Source organism: Hymenobacter mellowenesis, assembly GCF_030581005.1.
GTDB lineage: Bacteria > Bacteroidota > Bacteroidia > Cytophagales > Hymenobacteraceae > Hymenobacter > Hymenobacter mellowenesis.
This window is the reverse complement of record NZ_JAUQSX010000005.1, coordinates 262,105-285,803: the sequence shown is the minus strand read 5'-3', so window position 1 is coordinate 285,803 and position 23,699 is coordinate 262,105. Positions and strand designations below refer to the sequence as shown.

Annotated in this window: 23 protein-coding genes; 11 read left to right on the top strand and 12 right to left on the bottom strand. The window is 63.2% G+C overall.

Going from position 1 to position 23,699, the window contains the following annotated elements; all coding sequences use genetic code 11:
* Positions 1-128 precede the first annotated feature (128 nt).
* From mltG to Q5H92_RS11850, 3 genes are all read left to right on the top strand, one after another.
* Complete coding sequence (mltG, locus tag Q5H92_RS11860; protein WP_305011741.1) at positions 129-1,166, top strand: endolytic transglycosylase MltG; 1,038 nt, start codon at positions 129-131, stop codon at positions 1,164-1,166.
* 174 nt (positions 1,167-1,340) lie between these two features.
* Positions 1,341-2,564: an OmpP1/FadL family transporter gene (locus tag Q5H92_RS11855; RefSeq protein ID WP_305011740.1), complete on the top strand. Its 1,224-nt coding sequence runs from the start codon at positions 1,341-1,343 to the stop codon at positions 2,562-2,564.
* 122 nt (positions 2,565-2,686) lie between these two features.
* A complete protein-coding gene (locus Q5H92_RS11850; protein ID WP_305011739.1) occupies positions 2,687-4,099 on the top strand; it encodes a hypothetical protein in 1,413 nt (470 codons plus the stop codon).
* Positions 4,100-4,231: 132 nt separating this feature from the next.
* Here the strand turns inward: Q5H92_RS11850 and Q5H92_RS11845 are convergent, their stop codons facing one another.
* A complete protein-coding gene (locus Q5H92_RS11845) occupies positions 4,232-5,749 on the bottom strand; it encodes a hypothetical protein (protein ID WP_305011738.1) in 1,518 nt (505 codons plus the stop codon).
* Positions 5,750-5,820: 71 nt separating this feature from the next.
* Between Q5H92_RS11845 and Q5H92_RS11840 the strand changes: the two genes are divergently transcribed.
* The 6 genes from Q5H92_RS11840 (at position 5,821) to Q5H92_RS11815 (ending at position 10,794) form a co-directional block, all read left to right on the top strand.
* Positions 5,821-6,495 (top strand): response regulator transcription factor, encoded by a 675-nt coding sequence (locus Q5H92_RS11840; protein WP_305011737.1) that lies wholly within the window; start codon positions 5,821-5,823, stop codon positions 6,493-6,495.
* Between the two features lie 169 nt (positions 6,496-6,664).
* Positions 6,665-8,032: a sensor histidine kinase gene (locus tag Q5H92_RS11835; protein ID WP_305011736.1), complete on the top strand. Its 1,368-nt coding sequence runs from the start codon at positions 6,665-6,667 to the stop codon at positions 8,030-8,032.
* Positions 8,033-8,273: 241 nt separating this feature from the next.
* Complete coding sequence (locus Q5H92_RS11830) at positions 8,274-9,209, top strand: efflux RND transporter periplasmic adaptor subunit (RefSeq protein ID WP_305011735.1); 936 nt, start codon at positions 8,274-8,276, stop codon at positions 9,207-9,209.
* Positions 9,210-9,235: 26 nt separating this feature from the next.
* Positions 9,236-9,913 carry a response regulator transcription factor gene (locus tag Q5H92_RS11825; protein ID WP_305011734.1) on the top strand — a complete coding sequence of 226 codons (678 nt, stop codon included), beginning with the start codon at positions 9,236-9,238 and terminating at the stop codon, positions 9,911-9,913.
* 83 nt (positions 9,914-9,996) lie between these two features.
* Entirely contained in the window at positions 9,997-10,443 is a 447-nt protein-coding gene (dtd, locus tag Q5H92_RS11820) for a D-aminoacyl-tRNA deacylase (protein ID WP_305011733.1), read from the top strand.
* Positions 10,444-10,467: 24 nt separating this feature from the next.
* Entirely contained in the window at positions 10,468-10,794 is a 327-nt protein-coding gene (locus Q5H92_RS11815; protein WP_305011732.1) for a nucleotide pyrophosphohydrolase, read from the top strand.
* Between the two features lie 64 nt (positions 10,795-10,858).
* On the opposite strand, the gene Q5H92_RS11810 is transcribed toward Q5H92_RS11815, so the two are convergent.
* The 9 genes from Q5H92_RS11810 to Q5H92_RS11770 all read right to left on the bottom strand — a co-directional run bounded on the left by Q5H92_RS11810 (position 10,859) and on the right by Q5H92_RS11770 (position 20,266).
* Complete coding sequence (locus tag Q5H92_RS11810; RefSeq protein WP_305011731.1) at positions 10,859-11,578, bottom strand: 2-phosphosulfolactate phosphatase; 720 nt, start codon at positions 11,576-11,578, stop codon at positions 10,859-10,861.
* Between the two features lie 91 nt (positions 11,579-11,669).
* The gene (gene gcvT / locus Q5H92_RS11805) at positions 11,670-12,773 is read right to left on the bottom strand and encodes a glycine cleavage system aminomethyltransferase GcvT (RefSeq protein WP_305011730.1); all 1,104 of its coding nucleotides are present in this window, start codon (positions 12,771-12,773) and stop codon (positions 11,670-11,672) included.
* Between the two features lie 162 nt (positions 12,774-12,935).
* Positions 12,936-14,000, bottom strand: coding sequence for a branched-chain amino acid aminotransferase (locus tag Q5H92_RS11800; RefSeq protein ID WP_305011729.1), 1,065 nt, complete (start codon positions 13,998-14,000; stop codon positions 12,936-12,938).
* A 226-nt stretch (positions 14,001-14,226) separates the two neighbouring features.
* A complete protein-coding gene (locus Q5H92_RS11795) occupies positions 14,227-14,775 on the bottom strand; it encodes a cob(I)yrinic acid a,c-diamide adenosyltransferase (protein ID WP_305011728.1) in 549 nt (182 codons plus the stop codon).
* Between the two features lie 142 nt (positions 14,776-14,917).
* Complete coding sequence (locus Q5H92_RS11790) at positions 14,918-15,637, bottom strand: ABC transporter ATP-binding protein (RefSeq protein WP_305011727.1); 720 nt, start codon at positions 15,635-15,637, stop codon at positions 14,918-14,920.
* A 12-nt stretch (positions 15,638-15,649) separates the two neighbouring features.
* Positions 15,650-18,418, bottom strand: coding sequence for a tetratricopeptide repeat protein (locus tag Q5H92_RS11785; protein ID WP_305011726.1), 2,769 nt, complete (start codon positions 18,416-18,418; stop codon positions 15,650-15,652).
* Complete coding sequence (gatC, locus tag Q5H92_RS11780; RefSeq protein WP_243514612.1) at positions 18,419-18,706, bottom strand: Asp-tRNA(Asn)/Glu-tRNA(Gln) amidotransferase subunit GatC; 288 nt, start codon at positions 18,704-18,706, stop codon at positions 18,419-18,421.
* A 28-nt stretch (positions 18,707-18,734) separates the two neighbouring features.
* Positions 18,735-19,562 (bottom strand): lysophospholipid acyltransferase family protein, encoded by an 828-nt coding sequence (locus Q5H92_RS11775; protein WP_305011725.1) that lies wholly within the window; start codon positions 19,560-19,562, stop codon positions 18,735-18,737.
* A 125-nt stretch (positions 19,563-19,687) separates the two neighbouring features.
* Positions 19,688-20,266 (bottom strand): NUDIX domain-containing protein, encoded by a 579-nt coding sequence (locus tag Q5H92_RS11770; RefSeq protein WP_305011724.1) that lies wholly within the window; start codon positions 20,264-20,266, stop codon positions 19,688-19,690.
* Positions 20,267-20,687: 421 nt separating this feature from the next.
* Between Q5H92_RS11770 and Q5H92_RS11765 the strand changes: the two genes are divergently transcribed.
* Together Q5H92_RS11765 and rnhB are read left to right on the top strand one after the other, a co-directional pair.
* A complete protein-coding gene (locus Q5H92_RS11765; RefSeq protein ID WP_305011723.1) occupies positions 20,688-20,936 on the top strand; it encodes a hypothetical protein in 249 nt (82 codons plus the stop codon).
* Positions 20,937-21,020: 84 nt separating this feature from the next.
* Positions 21,021-21,596, top strand: coding sequence for a ribonuclease HII (rnhB, locus tag Q5H92_RS11760; protein ID WP_305011722.1), 576 nt, complete (start codon positions 21,021-21,023; stop codon positions 21,594-21,596).
* 27 nt (positions 21,597-21,623) lie between these two features.
* Here the strand turns inward: rnhB and Q5H92_RS11755 are convergent, their stop codons facing one another.
* On the bottom strand, positions 21,624-22,067 hold the full coding sequence (locus Q5H92_RS11755) for a response regulator (RefSeq protein WP_305011721.1): 444 nt from the start codon (positions 22,065-22,067) through the stop codon (positions 21,624-21,626).
* A gap of 57 nt (positions 22,068-22,124) precedes the next feature.
* Positions 22,125-23,681, bottom strand: coding sequence for a sensor histidine kinase (locus Q5H92_RS11750; RefSeq protein WP_305011720.1), 1,557 nt, complete (start codon positions 23,679-23,681; stop codon positions 22,125-22,127).
* Between the last annotated feature and the right edge of the window lie 18 nt (positions 23,682-23,699).

Here is a 23,699-nt window from a genome sequence, read left to right as displayed (position 1 = left end):
AACCGGGTTACTGCTGCGGTAGAGATGCTTCGACTGCGCTCAGCATGACGTTCGTTTTTAATCTTGTTTAATAACCCTCTTCCTTTGCGCACCGCCTCCCCTACCTCACTTCCCCAACCCATTTCCTGATGCGGCGCGGCTGGCTCATTGGTGGAATTGTGTTGTTGCTGGTGCTGATGACGGGCGCCTACGCGGCGTGGCGGGTGTTCTACCGTCCCAACGTGCGCGAGTTCGCCGAAGGCCCGGCCTACCTCTACATCCGCACCGGCACAGGCTACGCCGCCGTGCTCGATTCGCTGCAGAAGCACGACCTGCTGCTGGAGCCCGCCACCTTCAAATGGGTGGCCGAAACCCACGACTACCCGCCGCACGTGCAGCCCGGCCGCTATCGACTCGCCCCCGGCATGGGCAACGGCGACTTGCTGCGCATGCTGCTGGCCGGCCGGCAGGATACGGTGAAGTTTGAGCTGAACTCGTTTCATTACATCGAACAGCTCCCGCGCCAGGTGACGCGGCAGCTCGAAGCCGATTCCTTTAAGCTGGAATTGCTTTTGGGCGATAACGCCGGGCTGCAGCGCCGCTACGGCCTCGACACCGGCACCGTACGCACGATGTTCATCCCGGGCACCTACCGGCACTTATGGAACACCAGCGCCGCTGCGTTTCTGGATTCGACGGCGGCCCGCTACCGCCGGTTCTGGACGGCGCAGCGCCAGGCCCGGGCCGACTCGCTGAAAATGACGCGCACCCAGGTGAGCGTGCTGGCTAGCATTGTGCAGCGCGAAACGGCCCAGGCCACCGACAAGCCGCTCATCGCCGCCGTGTACCTCAACCGCCTGCGCAACGGCCAACCCCTGCAGGCCGACCCCACTTTGCTCTGGCCCCTGCACGGCCTGGGCACCCGCAAGCGCGTGCTGAACGTGGATAAGAAGGTCGATTCTCCTTACAACACCTACCGTCACAAGGGCCTGCCGCCCGGTCCCATCACTACGCCCCGACCTTCGAGCCTGGACGCCGTGCTGAAGCCGGCGCACAACAAAAACCTGTTCTTCTGCGCCCGGCCCGATGGCAGCGGCTTTTCGGATTTTGCCGAAACCTACGCCCAGCACAAGCTCAATGCCCGCCGCTACCAGCACCGGCTCGACAGCCTGGGCGTGAAGCGCTGAGTTGGAGCCACCAGATAATTATTTCATAACCGGCATAGAAGGCCCGTGCAAATGCGCAGAGGGCCTTTGGTGATTTTCGGGCGGCCCGGCCCCGCGGCTGCTAGCGCCGGGCTGCGTACTTTTGTAATCCTAATTTTCCGCAAAACCGTCCGTATGCGTGCACGTCTTCTTTTTTTGCTTCCTCTCTTCTCTGGCCTCACGGCCGCGGCCAGTGGGTTTGAAACCGGCCCGCAGGGCGCCCGGGTGCTGGGCCTGGGCGGCGCCAGCACGGCCTACATCGGCAGCATTGCCGGCCTGAGCGTGAACCCCGGCCTGCTGGGCCAGTGGGGTGACTCGCTTACCCGCCTCAGCTTTGGCGGCTTCGGCCAGATTCGCCGCTCCTCCTACATCGGCCAGGATACCTATAAGCGCACCGACCAGGACCTGACCGTGCTGCCCGGCGGCTACTTCTACGCCACCCGCGCCGTGAGCAAGCGCGTGAGCGTGGGCCTGGCCCTCACCTCGCCCTACGGCTACCACACCAAATGGCCCGATACCTGGGAAGGCCGCTCCGTGATTCAGGAAAGCCAGCTCAACACCTACTTCGCCCAGCCCACTGTGGGCATCCGGCTGAGCGACAACTTCAGCGCCGGCGTGGGCTTCGTGTACGCCTACGGCAAATACAGCCAGCGCCGCGCCCTGGGCCAGTACGATGCCACCAACACCAGCTACCAGTTCAGCAGCAGCGGCTCGGGCTACGGCGTGAACGTGGGCCTGTACGGCCGCTCCGGCGACAACCTGGCCTTTGGCATCAGCTACCGCAGCGGCGTACGGCTGAAAATGAACAACGGCACCATCGGCACCAGCGGCGTGCCCGCCCGCGACGCGGCCCTGTACCCGGCCTCATCGAGTTTCAAAACCCAGATTAACCTGCCCAGCACGCTGTCGGTGGGCCTGGCCGACCGCATTACCAAAAACCTGCTGCTCACCTTCGACTTCACTCTCAACGGCTGGAGCACCCTCGATTCGCTCCGGCTCGACGTGGCCGCCAGCGGCACGGCCCCGGCCCAGCGCCTCAGCACCGCCCGCCGCTACGAAGACGCCCTGGCTTTCCGGGTGGGTGCCGAGTACCAGGCCAGCCCCAAGCTCACGCTGCTCGGCGGCCTGAACTACGACGAATCGCCGATTCGCGACGAGTACATCAACCCCGAGTTCATCGACGCCAACCGCCTGGGGGCCTCGGCCGGTCTGAGCTACCAGCTCACCCCGCGCTTTGCCCTGGAAGGTGCCTATGCCTTCAGCTACGGCCAGCAGCGCCTGTCGCGGGCCAACCCGCTGAACGCCACCGTATCGAACGTGGGCGGCACCTACCGCACGGCCACCAGCACGGCCTCCATCGGCTTGGCCGTGGCTTTTTAAGTAATAAGCATTAAGTAGCAAGTAGCCAGGCATTGATGACTCCTCAGTCCCGCCCGGCCCTCTAAATACTTACTACTTGATTCTTACTACTCCTCACAACTTTTCTTGCTGATTCCCTTTTTGTGATGAAGAATTTTTGCCTGAATACGTGGAGCCGCGCGGGCCTGACCGCCGTGGCCGCCCTGGCGCTGAACGCCTGCGCCCCGGGCCAGGACACGCCCACGCCCACCATTGGGGTGAATGTGAGCCGCTACCTAGCCGTGGGCGACAGCTACACGGCGGGCCTGAGCGCCGGGGGCCTCACCCTGGCCAGTCAGCAATACTCCTACCCCAACCTGCTGGCCCAGCAGTTGCGGGGCGCGCAGGCCGATGCCACCTTTAGCCAGCCGCTGCTGGCGGCCGGGGCCGGCTCGGGCTACTTCAGCCTGGTCGACTTCACGGCGCAGGGCTTTCCGCGCACGCGCCGCGTGCCGGGGCCGGCCGTGCGGCGCCTCGTCATCAACCCCGCGGCCTGCGGCGGCGCCGACACCATTCGCCTGCTCACCCGCACCGACGCCCCCGGCACCTTGCCCCAAAATCTGGGCGTGCCCGGCCTGCGCCTGGCGCAGCTGCAAGTGGCCAACCTGGGCAACGAAATCAACGCCACGCCCACCGGCAACTTCAACCCGTACTTCGAGCGCATTCTGCCGGCTTCCGACAGCCGCACTTACCTGAAAGTGGTGACCGATGCCGCCGCGTCGGCCACCTTCTTTACCTACTTTCTGGGCCTCGATGACCTGATGCCCTACCTGCGTAGCGGCGGCCAGTGCGGCACGGCGCCCAACAGCACCCTCACCAACACGCTACGCAACAACGCCAAAGTGGTGCTGGACGTGCTCACGGCCGGCGGCCGGCCCGGCATCATTGCCCGCCTGCCCGACCTGAATACGCTGCCCTTGCTGCGCACGGGCCGGGGCCTTAGCCTGCAGAAGCGCCTGCAAGCCACCTACGGTGACAACGCGCTGCTCTACATCGAAGACCCGTTTGGCAGCGGCGTGGCCCAGCCCATCACCGACGACGAATACGTGCTGGCTACGGTGCTGCCGCGCATCGGCCAGCCTTCGCCGGTGCTGGTGGGCACCACCACCATGATGCTGCCCTACGGCCGCGACGTGCGCAACCCCATCCGCGACGCCGATGTGATGGATTTTGACGAAATGAACCGCGTGAATAGCGTGTTGAACAGCTACAACACGGAGCTGGACCGCCTGGCCAGCGTGGTGTATAAGATGCCCATCATCGATGCCAGCAAAAAATCGAGCACGCTGGATTTGAACGGCGCCATGCCGTCCTACGTGGGCGAGGCCATTTCGGTGGGCGGCGTGCTGTACTCGGCCGAGCCGGTGCGCGGCAACTTCTTCTCGCTGGACTACTACACCCCCACGCCGCGCGGCAACGCCTTGATAGCAAACGCCTTTATCTCGGCCATCAACAAAGCGTACCAGGCCAATATTCCGGCCATTGATGTAAACAGCCTGCCGTCTGTGGCTCAATAAACCGGGACACGGTGGGGCCGGCTGCTTCGTGAGAAGCTATTCGCATATCCAGAATGTATACCCCGAAGCTGGGCTTTGGCCCGTTGAACGATTCAACGCGAGCCGAAGCCCAGCTTCGGGGTACTCGTTTTATCAGCGCAGCCGGTAGAGCCGCAGGGGCAGCGAGTCGGCGGCCGCGGCGGTACCGGCGGCCAACGTTTCGGCATAGCCCAGGCCGGTATATTCGGAATGCTCCAGAAACAGCAGCGGCTGCTGCAACTGCGGAGCCGGCCAGGCCGCCACGGGTGCCTGCCGGCGCAGGGAATCGAAATGCGCCACGCCAGCTACGCGCCAGTAGCCGTCGAGCAGCACATAGTCGTAGCCTTGCGCGCGCAAGTGAGCCAGCGCCTTCTCGTCGTTGATGACGGTGAGCGTTTCGTTTTTGCGCAGAAAAGGCGCCAGTCCCAGCCCTACGGTACTGGCCACGCGGTGGGCACCGTGCTGCCGCAGCCACGCCGCCACCTGCGCATAAGGCGTGGGCAGCGAGTTATAGATTATGCGCTGAATATGCCACACATTCAGCGCCACCGCCACGCCCAGCAGGCCAGGCAGTGCCCACCCCGGCAGCACCCGCCGCCCCGCCAGCACGGCCAGCGCCGCCAGCGGCAGGTAGGCAAACAGCAGCCCCCGCGGCGCCTTCAGCAGCAGCGACATGCCTGCCAACAAGCACACCGTCCAGAACAGCAGATACGGCAGTAGCGGCCACGGCCCGGCCGCCGGGCGCCAGCCATTGCGCCACCCGCGCCACGCCAGCCACGCCGCCAGGGCAAGGCCCGCTAGCAGCAAGGGCGACTCAAATTCGGCCAGATAGCGCAGGTAATAAAGAAAATCAGGCTTAATCGTGCCCTGACGACCGGCTACGTTGGCCGCCGCTGGCACCACCGTGCGCACGTAGAACGCCAGCCAGCGGTACCACGGCAGCCCCACCGCCACGCCCAGCGCTCCGAACAGCAGATAAGGCGCGGCCAGTACGGCCAGCACGCGCACCCACACCCGCCGCCACAGCCCATCGGCCTGCAGCAGCTCCAGCACCAGCAAAATGGGCAGCGTGAACAGGAATTTGTAGCTGAAGCTAAGCCCTAGCGCCTGCCACGCGGCCACGCGCACCAGCGCCGCCGGACTGGGCCGTTCCAGCCTAACAAAATGACTGCGCAGCAGGCCTGCGCACAGCAGCAGACTGATGGAGTTAGGCGTAAAATCGCGGCCCGCAAAGGTGAGCAGCAGGCCGGTGCCGGCCAGCAATGTGAGGCCCGCCGTTTCGGGGCCCGTAAGCCGGGCCTGCCGGCTCACCCAGGCGGCAAAGAAACCCAGCGCCGCCACGCCCAGCAGGGCGTTGATAGTTTGGAAAACCAGAAAGCTGCGGGTGAAAAGCGCCACCGCTGCGTAGGAAAGCAGAAAAGCCGGGCAGCCGGGCATGAACAGCCGCGAAAAGTCGCCGTGCGTGAGGGCCTGCACGGCCTGCCAGTTGCGCACCGAGTCGTAGTCGGGCGCGCCGGCTTCGGGCAGGCGCCAGAGGCGCAGCACGGCCACCGCGAGCAGGGCTGCCAGCAGCCACCAGCGGTGGCTTGGCGGCGGGGTCGCGTTATTTGTGGCGGGGCGGGGAGACATCATTCAGGCAGGGCGCGGGCTGACGCGAAGGTCGGCAGCCCCCGCTGAACATTCCTCCCCGGCCCCGCTTTGCTATGAACATTCTGCTGGTAGAAGACGACCCGCGCCTGCTGGCCCTCATTCGGCGGGGGCTCGAAGAAGAACAGCTGACTGTGCAGGTGGCTCCTGATGGGCAAACCGGCCAAGAAATGGCCCTCACTCAGCCCTTCGACCTCATTATTCTGGACGTGCTGCTGCCGCGGCGCAGCGGGCTGGAGGTGCTGGCCGCCATCCGGCAGCACAACGCCGAAGTGCCTGTGCTCATGCTCACCGCCCTGGGCACCACCACCGATAAGCTCAACGGCTTCGGCGGCGGGGCCGACGACTATCTGGTGAAGCCCTTCGATTTTGCCGAGCTCGTAGCCCGGGTGCGCGCCCTCACCCGGCGCGGCAACCCCCACCCCAAGGGCTCCCGCCTCACCTTCGCCGACGTGGTGCTCGACATCCCCAGCCGCACCGTGACGCGGGCCGGGCAGCCACTGCGCCTCACCACCCGCGAGTTCAATCTGCTGGAATTATTAATGCGCCACCCCGGCCGGGTGCTCAGCCGCAGCCAGATTGCCGAGCACGGCTGGGACGAAGCCTTCGACGCGGGCAGCAACGTGATTGATGTGTACGTGAGCTACTTGCGCAAGAAAGTGGACCAGGGTTTTGCCACCAAGCTCATTCATACGGTGACCGGAGCGGGCTACGTGCTGCGGCAGGAATAGTCCATTCAGAACTAAACCAAAACGCCTCGCAAAATAGAACGTCATGCTGAGCACAGTCGAAGCATCTCTACCGCGATACTAATTCAATCGAAGCAACGAAGCGGTAGTGATGCTTCGACTGCGCTCAGCATGACGTTCTTGTTGCTTTTCTTTCTCCTCCCTCCCGCCCATGACCATTCGTAATCGCCTCATCTGGTTGTTTGTGGGGCTGGTGGCGTTTATTCTGCTGGTGGTCCTCACCACGGCATTTCTGCTCCAGCATGATTACAGCCAGCGCGAGTTCCGACAGCGCCTGCGCGACCGGGCCGAGGTGGCGGCCTACATTTTCCTGGAAAAAGATGAATTGCGCAGCTCCATCTTTCAGGAATTCCAGAAGCGCTACCAACGCACCCTCACCGAAGAAATCATCCAGATTTACGACACCAAGGGCGAGGTGCGCTTCGTGCGCGAAGATGCCCGCCTGGAAGTGCCGCCCGCGGTGTTGGCCCGCATTGTGGAAGGCCACGAAGAGTATTTTACCGACGGCTCGCGGCAGGCGGTGGGCATTTTCTACCGCGACAACCAGGGCTCCTTCGTGGTGGTGGCCGGGGCCGAAAACCTGTACGGCCAAGCCCGCCTGCGCTACCTGGCCACCATTCTGGCCTCGCTGTTTGTGCTGAGCTTGCTGCTGATTTACGGCGTGGGGCGCGTGTTTGCAGGGCGGGCGCTGGCGCCCATCGCGGCCATCAACGACCAGATGGAGCGCATTACCGCCCACGACCTGCACTTGCGCGTGGCCGAAGGACTGTCGAACCAAGGCAAAGACGAGCTGTCGCGCCTGGCGCACACGTTCAACCGCCTCCTCGACCGCCTCGAAGGCAGCTTTGAGGCCCAGCGCGCCTTCGTGCGCTACGCCTCGCACGAGTTGCGCACGCCGCTGGCCGCCAGCATTGGCGAGGCCCAGCTGGCCCTGACGCGCGAGCGGGAGCCGGCCGCCTACCGCGCCGCCCTGCACGACATGCTGGCCGACCTCACCCAACTCAATACGCTGCTCAACCACCTGCTGGAGCTGGCCCAGGCCGATGTGTACCTGCCCGAGCACGACGCCTGCATCCGCGTCGACGAGCTGCTGGCCGAGGCCTGCGCGGCCGTGGAGCCCGCCCAGCGCCCGCGCCTACAGGTGCACACCGGCCGCCTGCCCGCCGAGCCCGAACAGCTGGAGCTGACTGGCAACCGCACGCTACTCATCCGCGCGCTCACCAATCTGCTGGAAAATGCGCTGAAGTACTCGGCGCCCCAGCCGGTGCAGGTGGCGCTGGCCTACGCGCCGGGCGAAGTGCAGCTGCGCATCCGCGACGAAGGCATTGGCATTGCCGAAGCCGACCTGCCGCAGGTGTTCGAGCCGTTTTTCCGGGCGGCCAATGCGCGCCCCGTGGCCGGGCACGGCGTAGGCTTGGCGCTGGCCCGCAAAATCATTGAGCAGCATGGCGGGCAGCTGCACCTAAGTTCGCAGCTGGGGCGCGGCACCACGGCGCTGGTGCAGCTGCCCACAGCGTAGCTATAACCCGAAGCGCTGCTTCGGCTCGCGCCTGAATCGTTCAACGAACCGAAGCAGTACTTCGGAGTACACGTTCAACTGATTCCGACTCCAGTTCAGGAAATTTTAGAGTTACAGCGGCGCAAGCGTCCGGGCGCAGGCCAGTCTGGACCAAACCTCGTTTCCGAAGTTTTTAAGGTTTTCTAATCAGATTCTAATACCTCGCCAGTAGTCTTGCGGCTGTCATCAACGCCACAAGACCATGAGAAAGCCTAATCTACTGCCGGTTTCAAACCGGAAGCCGAGCCTGCGCCGCGTGGGCCGGCGCGGGCTGTTTTTGGGGGTATTAGCCCTTGGCGCGTGCTCGGCGCCGCAGTCCGAAGCCGCCGAAGAACTCGCGCCGGCCCGGCCGGTATCGCAATACCAGGAGTCCACGCCGCCCACCGATTTGACGGCCGGGCCCGAACTGGTGCTGAGCGGCGAAATAGCCGCCGATGCCGACCACACGGCCCGCGTGTTTCCGCGGGTGGGCGGCGAGGTGCTGCGCGTGGGCGTGGACCTGGGCGACGAAGTGCGCTCCGGCCAAGTACTGGCCGTGCTCAAAAGCAGCGAAATCGCCGATTTCCAGAACCAGCACACCGCCGCCACCGCCGACCTGGCCGTGGCCACCAAAAACCTAGCCGTGGCCGAGGAGCTACACCAGGCCGGCCTCAGTGCCGCGCAGGACGTGTACAAAGCCCGCAAGGAAGTGCAGCGTGCCGCGGGCACTGCCGCCACCAGCCACCGCCAGCTGGGCACCTACGGCGTGACGCCCGGCGCCACTTACAGCCTGAAAGCGCCGTTGGCCGGCTACGTCATCGAAAAAAAGCTGAGCCCGGGCATGCGCTTCAACACCTCCGATTTGCAAGCGGCCTTCACGGTGGCCAACCTGGACCAGGTGTGGGTGCTGGCCAACGTGTTTGAGTCGGACCTGAGCCAAGTGCACGAAGGCCAGGCCGTGGAAATCACCACGCTGACCTACCCCGACGCCCCAGTGAGCGGCCGCATCGACCGGGTGTACCATGTGCTCGACCACGAGAGCAAGGTGATGAAAGTGCGCTGCGTGCTGCCGAACCCCGGCCACCGGCTCAAGCCCGGCATGCACGCCCGGATGCGGGTGCTGGCCGAGGCGCCGGTAGCAGCCGCGGCTCTGCTGTAAGCTATTGTTCACTAAATCAATCTGCCATGGAAGTTCTTTTAGTTGAAAACGAAGCCAAACCCCGGCAGCTCCTGCACCGATTTCTGGAGCACGCCCAGTACGGGGTGGATGTGGCCGCCACCTTTGCCGAAGCGGCCGCCTACCTGGCCGGCCGTGCCTACGATTTTGTGCTGTTGGCCCAGGCCCTGCCCGATGGCGATGGCCTGGAGCTCATCCGGCTGGCCACGCGCCACGAGCTGCACCCCACCTCGTGCATCGTGTTCACGGCCACGCCCGATGTAGAACACCGCCTGCGTGGTTTCGCCCTGGGCGCCGATGAGTGCCTGGCCAGGCCCGTGTCGCTGGCCGAGCTGGAGCGCCGCATGCGCGTCATCATCCGGCAGCGGGTGGGGCTGAAACGGCCCGCCATTCACTTTGGGCCGGGCTTTGTGCTCGATTTGGCCGCCCGCAAGCTCTGCCACGGTCCCCACAATGTGCACCTCAGCCGCAAGCAGTTCGATGTGCTGCACCATTTGCTGCTGCACCGCGGCAAGGTGCTCACCCGCGAGCAGTTGGGGGCACACATCGGCCGCCGCCGCACCGCCTCGCTGGAGTCGTCGAACTTTATCGACGTGCACATCATGAACGTGCGCCGGGCGCTGGCGCCCTTCGCACCCACCGACTTTCTCGAAACCGTGAACGGCGTGGGCTACCGGGCCGCGTAGCCCTGCCCCCGAAATGCCCGAACCGTGCGTTGGGCGCCGTAGCTTCGCGGGCAATTCCGGCCTTCCCCTCCCGCTTATTCTTCATGCGTCTCGTCATTCAGCGCGTCCGCAGCGCCCAGGTCACCGTCGATGACCAGGTCACCGGCCAGATTGGCCCTGGCCTGCTGGTGCTCGCCGGCTTCGCCCCTACCGATACCACCACGGCCCTGGCCTGGATGTGCCGCAAGCTAGTGCAGCTGCGCATTTTCGGCGATGAAAACGGCCAGATGAACCGTAGCGTACAGGACGTGGGCGGCCAGGTGCTGGTGGTGAGCCAGTTCACGCTGCTGGCTGACGCGCGCAAGGGCAACCGCCCCAGCTACATTGGGGCCGCTCCGCCGCCCGTAGCCGAGCCGCTCTATGAGCAATTTGTGGCGATGGTGGCGGCCGAGTTGGGCCAGCCCGTGCCCACCGGCGTCTTCGGAGCCGACATGCAGGTGAGCCTGGTCAATGACGGCCCGGTCACCATCGTGCTCGATTCGCCGGCTTAATATTCGCCCTTCACGCCCCTTTTTATGACCATCGAAGAAGCCCAGCAAACCGTTGACAACTGGATTAAAACCAACGGCGTGCGCTATTTCAGCGAGCTCACCAATATGGCCATCCTCACCGAAGAGGTGGGCGAAGTAGCGCGCCTCATTTCCCGGCAGTACGGCGAGCAGTCTTTCAAGGAATCTGACAAAGGCAAGGACCTGGGGGACGAGTTGGCCGATGTGCTGTTCGTCGTCATCTGCCTCGCCAACCAAACCGGCATCAACCTCACCGAGGCCGTGGCCCGCAACCTGGCCAAGAAAACTCAGCGCGACAGCCAGCGCCACAAGAATAACGAGAAGCTGAAGTAGTTGGTTGAGGCAAGAAAAGAACGTCATGCTGAGCGGAGCCGAAGCATGACGTTCCTTCTAATTGTTACCCTAAAACCAGCCGGTCCTCGCGCCACATGGGCAACACCTCGGCGTAAGCATCCATTCGCAAACAGAATTCGAAATCCTTACTGGCTTCCAGCGAGTTGAGCCGGCGCACGTGCGCCGATTGCAGCAGATACGCCGATAAATCCGATTTCCCCTGCTGCCACAGATGCAGCGCCGCCAGCGTAGCATCGGAACTGCGCACATCGAACTCCGGCGCCAGTCGTTCGGCCAATGCACCGCCGAAAACAGTGTCTTCGAGGCAGAACTGACCTTTCCAGCCGGCGCACACCACCAGCACGTCGCGCTGCTGCGCGCGGGCAAATGCCGCCACCGCTTCCAGATTGAGGAAAGCGCCCACCACCACGGCCTCCGCCGCCAGGGAGCGGCGCAGGGCCGCCGTGCCGTTGGTCGTGCTGATGGTGAGAGCCCGACCGCGCACCGGCCGCGCCGCATCCAGAAAGCCGAAGGGCGAGTTGCCCAAGTCGAAGCCGGGCGCGGGCACGCCGTCGCGCTCGGCGGCGGTGAGGCAGCCGTGCTGCTGGCCGTAGGCGGTACACTCGTCCAGGGAAGCCACCGGGAAAACGTGCGTCACGCCCTCGCCCATGGCCGTGACAATGGTGCTCGACGCCCGCAGAATATCTACGATGACGGCAATTTTGCCGCGCAGGTCATACAGCGGCAATAGCTCCGGGGAGAAGCAGATGTCTACTTTGGGCATAAAATGTAGCGCGGACTTTGTAGTCCGCGTGGCAGAACGGCAATCGTTGATATGGCACGGGGACGCGGACTACAAAGTCCGCGCTACAGTTCTACTCCTCCGTGCCCTTAGTCAGCGGCAGCTTGCTCACGGTGGCGGGCAGGTTCTTGCCGCGAATCTGCACGAAGATGGGGGTGCCGGGGGCGGCAAATTCCGTCTTCACGTAGCCTAGGCCGATGCCTTTGCTGAGCGAGGGCGACTGCGTGCCGCTGGTCACGTCGCCGATTTTCTGGCCTTCGGCATCCACCAGCTCGTAGTGGCCGCGCGGGATGCCGGAGCCGTCCATCACGAAGCCCACCAGCTTTTTCTGCACGCCGACTTCCTTCTGCTTTTTCAGGTTTTCGGAGTTGGTGAATTCCTTGGTGAACTTGGTAATCCAGCCCAGGCCGGCTTCCAGGGGCGAAGTCGTGTCGTCGATGTCGTTGCCGTAGAGACAGTAGCCCATTTCGAGGCGGAGCGTGTCGCGCGCGCCCAAGCCGATGGGCTTGATGCCGTAGGGCTGGCCGGCCAGCATGATTTTCTCCCACACCATGGCCGCGCTTTCGTTCGGAATGTACAGCTCGAAACCGCCCGCGCCGGTGTAGCCGGTGGCCGAAATAATGACGTCGGGCGCACCGGCGAAGGTGCCCTGCACGAAGGAGTAGTACGGAATGCTGCTCAAGTCCACGTCGGTCAGCGACTGCAAGGCCGCCTGCGCCTTCGGGCCTTGCACGGCGAACAGGCTGGTGCGGTCCGAGATATCCTCCATTTCCACGCCCTGCGTGTTGTGGTGCTGAATCCAGTTCCAGTCTTTTTCGATGTTGGACGCATTGACCACCAACAGGTAATCTTCATCGGCCAGCTTGTACACCAGCAGGTCGTCCACGATGCCGCCGTCGTGGTTGGGCAGGCACGAGTACTGCGCTTTGCCGTCGGTGAGCTTGCTGGCGTCGTTGCTGGTCACGCGCTGAATGAGGTCGAGGGCCTGCGGGCCGCGCAGCCGGAACTCACCCATGTGCGACACGTCGAAAATGCCCACCGCGCGGCGCACCGTGTGGTGCTCATCGAGGTCGGACGAATAGCGCACCGGCATGTCGTAGCCAGCAAAAGGCACCATTTTGGCACCCAGCGCGCGGTGCGTGTCGTTGAGGGTAACGGTTTTCAGGGAAACGGTCATGAGGCGGAGAAATGGATTGGCGGGTTGGTGGGATTGTGCTGCAAAGGTGGGGCAAAAAAGAAAAGCCGCTCCATAGCGAAGCGGCTTTTCTTGTAGCGTGGACTCTGCGAGTCCGCGCCTAAGTCGTTCAAAACCGCGCGGACTCGCAGAGTCCACGCTACATTACACGCGCACCATCCAGTTATGCGGGTCGGCGCCGGCACCGGTGCGAATGGCATCCAGCGCCGCGCTCACGCGCTTCGAGAAGGCTTTTGCATCCGTGGCGGGCAGGTCGTAGTCGTGGCCTTCGTAGCCGATGGTGGCAATGGGCGCAATGGTAGCGGCCGTGCCCACGCCAAAGGCTTCCTGAAGCTTGCCGGCGGCCAGGGCGTCCATCACTTCGCGGCTGCCCACTTTGCGCTCTTCCACGGGCAGGCCCATGTCGCGGGCCAGCGCCAGCACGCTGCGGCGCGTGATGCCGTCGAGGATGCTGGTGCTCAGCGCCGGCGTCACCACCTTGCCATCGATGACGAAAATGGCGTTCATCGTGCCCGATTCCTCCACGTACTGGTGCTGCGAGGCATCGGTCCAGATGAGCTGGTTGTAGCCTTCGTTCTGGGCCACTTTGGTGGGGTACATGGCAGCGCCGTAGTTGCCGGCGTTCTTGGCGTAGCCCGCGCCGCCCTCGGCCGAGCGCACGTACTTCTGCTCGAAGCGCACGCGCAGCGGCTTGCTGAAGTACAGGCCCACCGGGCAGGTGATAATCATAAAGCGGTAGGTATCCGAAGGGCGCACGCCCAGCAGGCCATCGGTGCCGAACATGAAGGGCCGGATGTAGAGCGACGAGCCCTCGTCCGACGGTACCCAGGCAGCGTCCAGCTTCAGCAATTCGCGCAGGCCCTGCATGAACAGCTCCTCCGGCACGGTGGGCATGCACATGCGCTCGGCCGAGGCGTTGAGGCGCGCCCAGTTGTCGAGGGGGCGAAACAGGGCCACGCCGCCGTCGTGCTGGTGGTAGGCCTTCATGCCCTCAAAAATGGCCTGGCCGTAGTGCAGGGCCGAGTTGGCCGGACTCACGGCCATGTCACCGTAGGGCACTATCTCGGGCTCCTGCCACTCGCCATCGCGGTAGTCCACCACCAGCATGTGGTCGGAAAAGACTTTACCAAATTCGAGTTGCGAGAGGTTCACCGAAGCCAGGCGCGAGGCCGTGGTCGTCTGGGTGCGAATGGGAAGAATGTCAATCATGAGCTTGATTTTCAGGAAACGGGGAGTGGGTGGGATTTGGGGAGGATGGAGAGGCGTACTAAGAACGGCGCGGCAGGTCGGAAAGATGCTTGAGTGAGCAGAACGTCATGCAGAGCGTAGCGCAGCATCTTTACCTCAGGAGTAAATCAACCTTGAAAAAGGAATTGTATCGAGGTAAAAATGCTGCGCTACGGTCTGCATGACGTTCCATGAAGCTCTATTTGTATCAAAGTCGTGCCTGCCAGGTCACTTCTTCCACGCCCAGCTCGTGGGCCATGGCCCGGCTCAGCACAAACAGAAAATCGGACAGGCGGTTCAGATACACCACCACTAATTCGGCCACGAACGATTCTTCGCCCAGATGAATGGCCAGCCGCTCGGCGCGGCGGCACACGCAGCGGGCCACATGCGCGTGACTCACGGCCGGGTGCCCGCCCGGCAGAATGAAGGCGCGCAACTCGGGCAAATCGAGGTTGAGGCGGTCCATTTCTTCTTCCAGCAGCGTCACGTCGGCGGCGTGCAGGTCGGGCAGCTTCATCTTCGATTTCTCCGGGTCGGCCGCCAGAGCCGAGCCGATGGTGAACAGCCGGTCCTGAATTTCCTTGAGCAAGGGCCGGCGGGCGGTGTTCACCCCTTGGTCGCGCACGAGGCCGATGTGGGCGTTCAGCTCGTCCACGGTGCCGTAGCACTCGATGCGTAGGCTGCTCTTGGGCACGCGGGTGCCGCCGATGAGCGAAGTGAGGCCTTTATCGCCGGTTTTGGTGTAGATTTTCATAAATGAATTATTCCTTAAACGTCATGCAGAGCGCAGCGAAGCATCTCGCGTGTGGTAGTAATTCAATCAGTGAAAAGAATCAGTGGCTGCACGCGAGATGCTTCGCTGCGCTCTGCATGACGTTCTTTTTCAGTTCGGGCCCCTAGTGCCCCGCCGCCGCGTGGGTCGTGATGTCGTGGTTTACCTCGTCCGTCTCAATCAACCCGTCGCGCAGGCGCACAATGCGGTGGGCGTAGCGGGCAATGTCTTCCTCGTGCGTCACCATGATGATGGTGTTGCCCTTCGAATACAGCGCCTCAAACAAATCCATGATTTCGTGGCTGGTTTTCGAGTCGAGGGCGCCGGTGGGTTCGTCGGCCAGCAGCACGCTGGGGTTGTTGACGAGGGCGCGGGCAATGGCCACGCGCTGGCGCTGCCCGCCCGATAGCTCGTTGGGGCGGTGCGAGGCGCGGTCGGCCAAGCCCACGGAGCGGAGCGATTCCAAGGCCCGCTCGTTGCGCTCGCGCTTGCTCAGGCCGGCGTAAATGAGCGGCAAGGCCACGTTGTCGAGGGCCGAGGCACGGGGCAGCAGGTTGAAGCTCTGGAACACGAAGCCGATTTCCTTGTTGCGCACCTCGGCAAGCTGGTTGTCGCTCATGCGGCTCACGTCCTGCCCGTTGAGGATGTACTGCCCTTTTGAAGGGGTATCGAGGCAGCCCACGATGTTCATCAGCGTGGATTTGCCCGAGCCCGACGGCCCCATAAACGCCACGTACTCGCCCCGTGGAATCTGGATGCTGACCGAGCGCAGGGCGTGGATGACCTCGGCGCCCATCACGTAATTTTTGGCGATGTCCGTGGTTTCGATGACGTTGGAATTCATGGCACAGAGAACTTATTGCAGAAAAGGAACGGCCGCCGGGGCGACGGAAAAGGAATCAGACACCGCGACCCGGGCAGCCCGGTGCCTGGCGTATTCGGCTGCTAAAGTAACATAAGTGGCCGGTGGCAACTGCTGTTGCAACCGGCCCAGCGCTTCACCGGCGTATTCGGTGAGGCCAGCGTCGGCCGCCGCCAGCACGTAGGCCTTCAACAGCGGCAACGACTCCGGGTTTTCGTCCAGACCTGCCCGAAGGGCACCGTAAGCGCCCGTGGGGTTGCGCCGCTGAGCGTAGAAGCGCCCCGCCGCCAAAACAGCCTCCTCGTTGAATGGCGCCTCGCGCACGATGCGTTGGTAAAGCTTGTCGGCATCTTTCGGGCGGTTGGCCTGCTCAGCCTGCCGGGCTTGGGTTAGCCACGACTGGCCCACCCGCGCCGCGTTGCCTGCTTCCGGCCGAAACGACGAGGCGGCCAGCTGCGTCTGCGCCCGGCGGCCCAGCCGTTGCAAGCTCGTATCGGGCGAAGCCGCCAGGCGCGCCGCCTGGGCCTGCGCCGAATCGGTTCTTCCGGCCAGGGCCAGCGCGTAGGCCCGCGCCGCGCCGGCCTGCGTCGCGCCGTGGGCCGCGGCAAAGGCCAGCTGGTCGGCGGCAGTGGCGTACTGGCCCTGCTGCAATTGCCACAAGCCCAGCAGCATCTGGTAGTAAGCGGCAGTGCCCGAGGTACCCGTGGCCAGCGGCAATAGCTGCTGCCGGGCCGTCATCTCCTGCCCCAGCCCATGGCGCGCATACGCCTGCAGAAACAGCAGTTGCTCGTAATACGGGGCATTCACTTCGGCTTTAGCCAGGGTAGCTAACGGCTGCAGGTGCTGCTTTAGGCCAGCCACGTTGTTGGCTTTCACGTCCATCAGCACAGCGTGGTAGAGAGCGGCGAAGGTGGCATCATCTAGCACCCGTGGCGTCGCGGGCGCTTCCGTTTTCGTCGCTTTGGTGAGCAGACCCAGGAGCAACTGGTTGGCCGTGAGCGCGGGCTCGGTAGCGGGGTTGCTGCCGGTGGGCTGCTTGCGGGCTTCTGCGTACAGGTTCTGGCTGAGGAGGAAGCCCAGCTGGTTGGTGCGGCTGGCGTAGCTGCCGGGATTCAGGCGCTCGGCTTGGTCCAGGTAGTAGCCTACCGAGTCGGTTATCGACGTCTTGGTGAATAGCTGGGCCAGGTCGCCGGCCAAGGCCGCACTGCCAGGCTGCGCTTTCAGGCCGCGCCGCAGAATGTCCAGTCCTTCAAACAAGTCGTCGGGCTGGGTATAGAGCGCGCCGAGGCGCACGGCCACTTTTTCGCTGGGGCCGCGCAGCAGGGCACGGTTCAGGGCCACCAGCTCGTTGCCGCGCTGCTGCCGGAAACGGTAAAGGGCGGCCCGGCCAAACTGGGCGTGCAGGTTGGCGCGGTAGAGCACGTCGCCGCTTTCGGCGTAGTAGCGCTCGGCCAGCGCGGCCAGGCCGAGGTCGTCGGGCGCGGCTTCGCTCTGCTGGCGGGCCAGGTCGCCGAGGTTGTTGTACTGGCCGGCCTGCACTTGGTCGGGCAGCGGGAAGCTGCGGCGCGACTGAATGATAATAATGCCTCCTATCGCCAGCACGTACACCGTGTAGAGCGGCAGCCGGCGCGGCTCAAACGCTACCCGGTACACCCGCAGCCGCTGCTGAATGAGGGGCATAAAGTTGATGAGCACATACAGCCAAAACGCCCCGCCTACCAGCAGCAAAGCCAGCCCCGTGAAGCTGCGTGCCGCCGCTAGCAACGGCGTATTATCGGTGGCGAAAGCGTAGGCCAGCACGGCAGCGGCGCCCGTCACCACCAACGGGTAGAGCACCGCAGCATAGGCATACGGCACCGAACCGGCGTAGCTGGGCGCCCGCAGGCGCAGGCCCAGCCCACCGGCCAGCACCGCCGGCAACAGCAATACCAGCGGGTCAAAATTCAGCCCGGGCAGCAACTGCAAGCCATCATTCCATACATACAGCAGCAGCATGCCCAGATAGAGCAGGCTGGCGGCCACAAACGGCCCCAGCCCGAAGCGGCTGGCCGGTTGTTCGGCCTGTCCATTCAGCCAAAGCAGCGCCCGAATGTTCTCCACCCCTACCCACAGCACCAGCAGCGCCACCAGCACCGCCCCGCCCGTGGTGGCATAGGCAGCCAATTGCAGCGTGGTTTCGACCGCCGAAAGCTGGCTTTGGGCGTACAACAAGCCGGCCAGGCCCGCCACCACGGCGCCCAGCAACAGCACGCGGCGGCGCAAAGGCCAGTCTTCGGCAAAGGCGTGCAGGCCGTAGGCGCCGCCGCCCACCAGGCCCAGCATCAGGTACAGGAAATACCGCTCCGAGGTATTGAAAATGCCCAGCGACTCGGTATTGAGCGAAAGCAGCAGGAAAATGACCGGAATCATGCCCGCTACAAAAGCGGGCCGGGCCAGCGTGCTGGCCACGGCCACCCAGCCCACCAGCGCCATCGCCAGCAGCACCAGAAACAATGCCGCCGCCACCGGCTGCGTAAACGGCCCCACCACATCATGGGTCAAACTCACAATGAAGCCGCTGGCCTGCACGGGCACGCTCACCGGCCCGGCGGCCACCCGCTCCAACGTGAGCGGCACGGCCTCCAGGTGCGGCACCAACTGCATGGGCAGGGTGCTGTCGGGACCGGTGAAGTAATAAAAAATGGCCAGCCCCACGGCCAGCGTGGCCAGGAGCCCCAGCCAGCTGGGCCGCCAAGCGCGCGTCGAAACTTGTTTCGGATTCAACTATTCCAGCACTTTGGGCACCCGGAAGTAGTCCGAATCCTTGCGCGGGGCGTTGCGCAGGCCCTCGGCGTGGCTCACGGTGTTGCGGGCTTCGTCGTCGCGCAGCACGTTCACTTCCTGCGAGAGGTGTACCAGCGGCTCCACACCGGTCGTGTCGAGGCCTTCGAGTTGGGCCACAAAATCGAGGATATTGTTCAGGTCGCCGAGCATTTGCTGCTCGCGAGTGGCGTCAAATTCGAGGCGGGCCAAATGGGCCAGGCCGCGCAGGGTGCCAAGGTCGGTGCTCATTATAGAGTTATGAATGTAGGATTATGAATTAAGAGTTGAGCGGCTGGGGCTCATGGTCTTCCGGCGTAACGCTGGCGGGGTCTTTCCAAGTACTTGGGCCGGGTTTCACGGCGCCTTCGGGCAGGAAATCGCCGGTGAGCAGAGCCGCTACTTGCTCTTTCAGGGCCGGAATATCGGCCAGGGTGAGTCCGGTGGTGGGGATGGGCTTGTGGAAAACGATTTTGAGGCGGTGGTAGCGCACGCGTAGGCTGCCCTTCACGTCGGGCATGAACATGTGGTTCAGGGGTTGGCCCACGGGCACGATGGGCACGCCGGCCTCGATGGCCATCTGGAAAGCGCCATCCAGCAGCGGCAGCAGTTCCTTGCCGGGCAGATGCGAAATTCGACCTTCAGCAAAAATGGCGATGCTTTTGCCCGCCGCCAGGCTACGCCGGGCCTGCACCATGGCTTTGCCCCGGCTTACGGCGCTGGCACGGTCCACGGTGATGTAGACGCGGCCGAAAATGGGGCCCCATACCGGCGTTTTGGCCAATGAAGCCTTGCCCATCATGTTCAAAAACCCCGGTATGTACTTAAACAGCATCATGATGTCGATGTACGAACCGTGGTTCGACACATACACACAGGGCTGCGGGTTGGGCTCGGTGGTTTCGCGCACCACTTCGACCGGCACGCCCCACATGGTGATGGATAGCCACGACCACCAACGGTTGATGGCGTGCACCACGTACTCGCCCCCCGGCCGGCGGCTGTAAAACCACTGCACGGGAAACGTGAGCACAAACGGCAGCACAAACCAGAACGTGGCCCAGGTGGTGTAAAGGCGCTGGCCGAGGTAACGAAGCAGATGGCGCATAGCTGCAAAGGTAGGCGAAACGTCATGCAGCGCGCAGCGAAGCATCTTTACCGCGCCACCCAATTAATTACTGGTGGCGGGCAAGATGCTTCGCTGCGCGCTGCATGAGGTTCATTGGTGATGTTCTACTTCCGCGCCGCCAACAGCCGCTCGGCCTTCAGCAGGCCCGCCACGCTGATGGCATCCGTAATGCGGTCGTCCATGCACATGCGCACGGCTTCGGCCAGCGGCAGCTTCCAGAGGCGCAGGTCTTCGGTTTCTTCGGGTTCAACGTCGCCTTGGGTCAGGTCTTCGGCCAGAAAAACGAAGCCTTCCTCGTCGGTGACGGAATTAGAGGTGTGGATGCGGGCAATGCGCGTCCAGCGGGCAGCCAGCAGGCCGGTTTCTTCCTTCAGTTCGCGCTGGGCCGATTCCAGAATATCCAGCTCAATGAGGCCGCCACCCATTGGAATCTCCCAGCAATATTCGTTCAGCGTGTAGCGGTACTGGCCCACCAACCAGGTGTTGCCCTCGGCATCGACGGGAATAATGCCCAGCGCCTTATTCTTCATGCTTACCACGCCGTAGATGCCGCGTCCGCCGCCGGGGTTCAGCACCTGGTCTTCGCGCACCGAAATCCAGGGGTTGTGGTATTTAACCTCCGAACTGAGGGTTTGCCAGGGGTTGTGGTTTTCGTCGAAAACGGGAGCAGAAGATAGCGACATAGCCAAAAAACGATTATTGCGAATCGTAAAATTACGGCGGGTGGCGTCAGCCTGCTCTTCCAATCGTCGGCCAGATGGCGTCATCCGCCGTGTCAAAGCTCTCATTGGGCGACGAAAGGCTGCCGTTAATCCAAAAAATATTGCGCTCCCCCCTCCCAACCTAGTATCTTTGACCCATAAGTACCCCCGCACGGGCTGGAAATGTGGAAAGGAAGGACCTCTCGTGCGGCGGCGCTCTGGCTGAAAAGGTGGGGTAGACACCTCTAAGCCGGACCCGCCACTTTAAGGCCGTCGCACAAGTGCGACGGCCTTTTTTGTTGGCTTTGGCCGGGCTGCACGGCCGCGCTTTCAACCCGAACCGGGCTGCCGCCGTACCACCATTGCCCCGGCCGCCCACATCCCGGCCGGTACCTACCCTCCCATGGCCCAGTCCAATTCGAAGCCCAACCAGAATTCCAAACAGGACGAGCACGACCCGCTCTTCAACCTCAAGCACGCCCAGGCCGAAGCCGACCTGGCCCAAAACACCAATGGCCTCGGCCCCGTCACGAACGAATACGTGACCACCGACGAAGACTCCGAAATTGACGAAGGCCCGCGCGATAGCCAAGGCCAGCGCCGCGGCGAAACCGACCCTTTGGACGAAGGCAGCACCGCCGGCCGCCACTAAGCCGCCACCCGCAAAAAAGAGCGGTGAGCAAACCAGGCCCTTACTTTGGGGCTGATTTGCTCACCGCTCTTTTTATTTTTATCCGTGCTGCTTGCTAATTATTCCGGTTTTGTGCTCGAAGCCGGCCTCGACGAAGCCGGGCGCGGCTGCTTGGCGGGACCCGTTTTCGCGGCCGCCGTCATTCTGCCACCCGATTTCAGCCCGCGCTTCCTCAACGATTCCAAGCAGCTCAGCACTAAACGTCGTGAAGCCTTGCGCCCCGAAATTTGCGACGAAGCCGTGGCTTGGGCCGTAGGCCAGGCGTCGGAAGCCGAAATCAGCAGCCTTAACATTGCGCAGGCCAGCTACCTGGCCATGCACCGGGCCGTAGCAGCGCTAGCAATATGGCCCGAATATCTGCTGGTAGACGGCAATCGATTTCGGCCGCTACCCGGATACGAACACACCTGTGTTATCGGGGGCGACGGCCTGTACCGGCACATTGCCGCCGCGTCGGTGCTAGCTAAAACGTTTCGCGACGAGTACATGACCGCGCTGGCGGCTGAGTTTCCCGAATATGGCTGGGAGCAAAATGCGGGTTACCCCACAGCGCAACACCGCGACGCCATCCGCATGCACGGCCCTACCCCACACCACCGCATGGGGTTCCGGCTGCTGTAGGAATTACCCGGTTTAATGCACCAGAAGCTAATTTTTCAGCTTCAGCAAATCCAGGAAAAGACTGAATCCGTCCACGCTGGTGCCGCCTTCACCGAATTTGTCGAAGCTAAGCGGCTTGATAATGTAGCCGCTCACGGCCAGCTCTTGTGCTTTCAGGCGGTCCGATTCGAGGTCGGAGGTCGTCATGATGAACACATTCAGGCCCACAAACTCGGGGTCGGAACGCAGCACTTCGAGCAGCTCAAGCCCGTTCATGCGGGGCATATTGATGTCGAGCATCACAAGGCTGGGACGGGCTATTTTAGGCTCGCCGCCTTCGCCGCGCAGCATTTTAAGCGCATCGCGCCCGTTGCGGGCGTGTATCAGCGGGACATCGATGTTTTGGCGGCGCAACTCGCGCTGCACATTCATGACGTCCATCTGGTCGTCTTCCACGAGCAAAATGCTGGGCGTGGGATAATCGGCGGACATAAGCTAAACACTAATCAACGGCGGGAATATGCCCGCAAAAAAGGCCGCGCACGGCCATCAGGTAGCGACTGATACGGGAGAACCGGCGGCGGCGGCTACCGTTGGGCCGGTTTTTTTGGCTTTGGGTGGCACTTTAGGCCAGGTAAAGATGAACTTAGCCCCCTGACCCTCCGCCGATTTCACTCCGATTCGCCCGCCCTGGCGCTCCACAATTTTCTTCACAATGGCCAGTCCTACGCCGGTACTCTCGATGGTATCGCGCTCGGTGAGGGTTTGGAAAATGACGAAAATACGCTCGTGGTATTCCGGGTCGATGCCGGGACCGTCGTCGGCTACCGAAAACAGGTAGAAGTCGCCGGCGTCGTCGCAACTGATGTGCACGGTGCCGGTTTCGGGGTGGTGGTGGTACTTCAGCGCGTTGCTGATGAGGTTAGTGAACACCTGTTGCAGCTGCACGGCGTTGGTGGTGAGCGTGGGCAGGAAAAACGGCAACTCTACCTTGAAGCCAGGCGGTGGGTTGAGGGTATCGATGACCTCGCGCAGCAGCGTGCGCACAAACACCGTTTCGTCGGCCTGGGCCACCCGCCCAATGCGGGCCAGGTCCAGAATGCCGCTGATGAGCTTTTCCATGCGGTGCACACGCTGCCGCATCATGCCCAGAAACTCCTTGATGTTGGGCGGCAGCTGCGCGGTGCCCATGTCTTCCTCAATCCAGCGCGACGCGCTTTCGATGCCGCGCAGGGGAGCCTTCAGGTCGTGCGACACCACGTAGGCGAACTGGTCGAGCTCTTGGTTGCGGTTTTCGAGCTGGCTGATGTTGGCGCCCACCGTGCGGGCCATCACGTTCAGGGCCGACGTCAGCTCGCTCACCTCGTCCTGCTCGGTGTCGAGAATCTGACTGGAATAGTCGCCATCGGCCATGCGCCGGGCCAAATCGAGCATGCTGCGCAGCCGGCGGCCAAACACCCGCACCATGTAAATGGCCCACAGCAGCCCCAGCACCAGCGCCGCAATGGCCAACCCCGCCGACAGCCACTCGGCCCGCAAAATGCTTTCATCCAACTCGCGCCGCAGCCGTTGGCGCGTTTCCGATTCGCGGCTCTCGAAGGCAGCCAGTCGCTCCCGGATATTGTCCATCACCTGCTTGCCATTCAGGCCTTCGGTGAGGCGGCGGTGAGCCATGCCATCCAGGCCGGTTTGGCCGGGAATACGGCGGCGGGCTTCGCGCTTTTCGGCCACCATCAGGTGGCTATAGCCGCTCCATTGCTGAAACAGCCGCTGCGTCTGGTCAATGAGCTTGGTCTGTTCGGCCGATTCGGTTACCAGGTCGCGCAGCTCCGCAAACCGGCCAATCAAGTGGCGCTCACCGTCGTAATAGGGTTCCAGGGTTTGCTCGTTGCCGATGAGCAGGTAGCCCCGAAAGCCGGTTTCCATGTCGATGATGTTGCGCAGCAGATTCGACGCACGGTTCGATACCTGCTGCGACGCTTCTACCCGGTGCGAATTGCGCAGCACCTGCCCAGCCAGCTGGTAATAGAAAACCACCACCACCGCAAACAGCGCCAGCAGCAGCACAAATCCCGCGAAAAGCTTGGTGGTAAGCGTAATTTTCATGCAGATGCGACCAGGCGC

Coding starts and splice junctions, on each gene's coding strand:
- Q5H92_RS11815 (WP_305011732.1), top strand. CDS start 10,468: ATGACCATCGAAGAAGCCCAGCAAACCGTTGACAACTGGATTAAAACC.
- Q5H92_RS11810 (WP_305011731.1), bottom strand. CDS start 11,578: ATGCCCAAAGTAGACATCTGCTTCTCCCCGGAGCTATTGCCGCTGTAT.
- Q5H92_RS11840 (WP_305011737.1), top strand. CDS start 5,821: ATGAACATTCTGCTGGTAGAAGACGACCCGCGCCTGCTGGCCCTCATT.
- Q5H92_RS11825 (WP_305011734.1), top strand. CDS start 9,236: ATGGAAGTTCTTTTAGTTGAAAACGAAGCCAAACCCCGGCAGCTCCTG.
- dtd (WP_305011733.1), top strand. CDS start 9,997: ATGCGTCTCGTCATTCAGCGCGTCCGCAGCGCCCAGGTCACCGTCGAT.
- Q5H92_RS11765 (WP_305011723.1), top strand. CDS start 20,688: ATGGCCCAGTCCAATTCGAAGCCCAACCAGAATTCCAAACAGGACGAG.
- Q5H92_RS11770 (WP_305011724.1), bottom strand. CDS start 20,266: ATGTCGCTATCTTCTGCTCCCGTTTTCGACGAAAACCACAACCCCTGG.
- gcvT (WP_305011730.1), bottom strand. CDS start 12,773: ATGACCGTTTCCCTGAAAACCGTTACCCTCAACGACACGCACCGCGCG.
- Q5H92_RS11845 (WP_305011738.1), bottom strand. CDS start 5,749: ATGATGTCTCCCCGCCCCGCCACAAATAACGCGACCCCGCCGCCAAGC.
- gatC (WP_243514612.1), bottom strand. CDS start 18,706: ATGAGCACCGACCTTGGCACCCTGCGCGGCCTGGCCCATTTGGCCCGC.
- Q5H92_RS11830 (WP_305011735.1), top strand. CDS start 8,274: ATGAGAAAGCCTAATCTACTGCCGGTTTCAAACCGGAAGCCGAGCCTG.
- Q5H92_RS11800 (WP_305011729.1), bottom strand. CDS start 14,000: ATGATTGACATTCTTCCCATTCGCACCCAGACGACCACGGCCTCGCGC.
- mltG (WP_305011741.1), top strand. CDS start 129: ATGCGGCGCGGCTGGCTCATTGGTGGAATTGTGTTGTTGCTGGTGCTG.
- Q5H92_RS11795 (WP_305011728.1), bottom strand. CDS start 14,775: ATGAAAATCTACACCAAAACCGGCGATAAAGGCCTCACTTCGCTCATC.
- Q5H92_RS11790 (WP_305011727.1), bottom strand. CDS start 15,637: ATGAATTCCAACGTCATCGAAACCACGGACATCGCCAAAAATTACGTG.
- Q5H92_RS11750 (WP_305011720.1), bottom strand. CDS start 23,681: ATGAAAATTACGCTTACCACCAAGCTTTTCGCGGGATTTGTGCTGCTG.
- Q5H92_RS11835 (WP_305011736.1), top strand. CDS start 6,665: ATGACCATTCGTAATCGCCTCATCTGGTTGTTTGTGGGGCTGGTGGCG.
- Q5H92_RS11775 (WP_305011725.1), bottom strand. CDS start 19,562: ATGCGCCATCTGCTTCGTTACCTCGGCCAGCGCCTTTACACCACCTGG.
- Q5H92_RS11755 (WP_305011721.1), bottom strand. CDS start 22,067: ATGTCCGCCGATTATCCCACGCCCAGCATTTTGCTCGTGGAAGACGAC.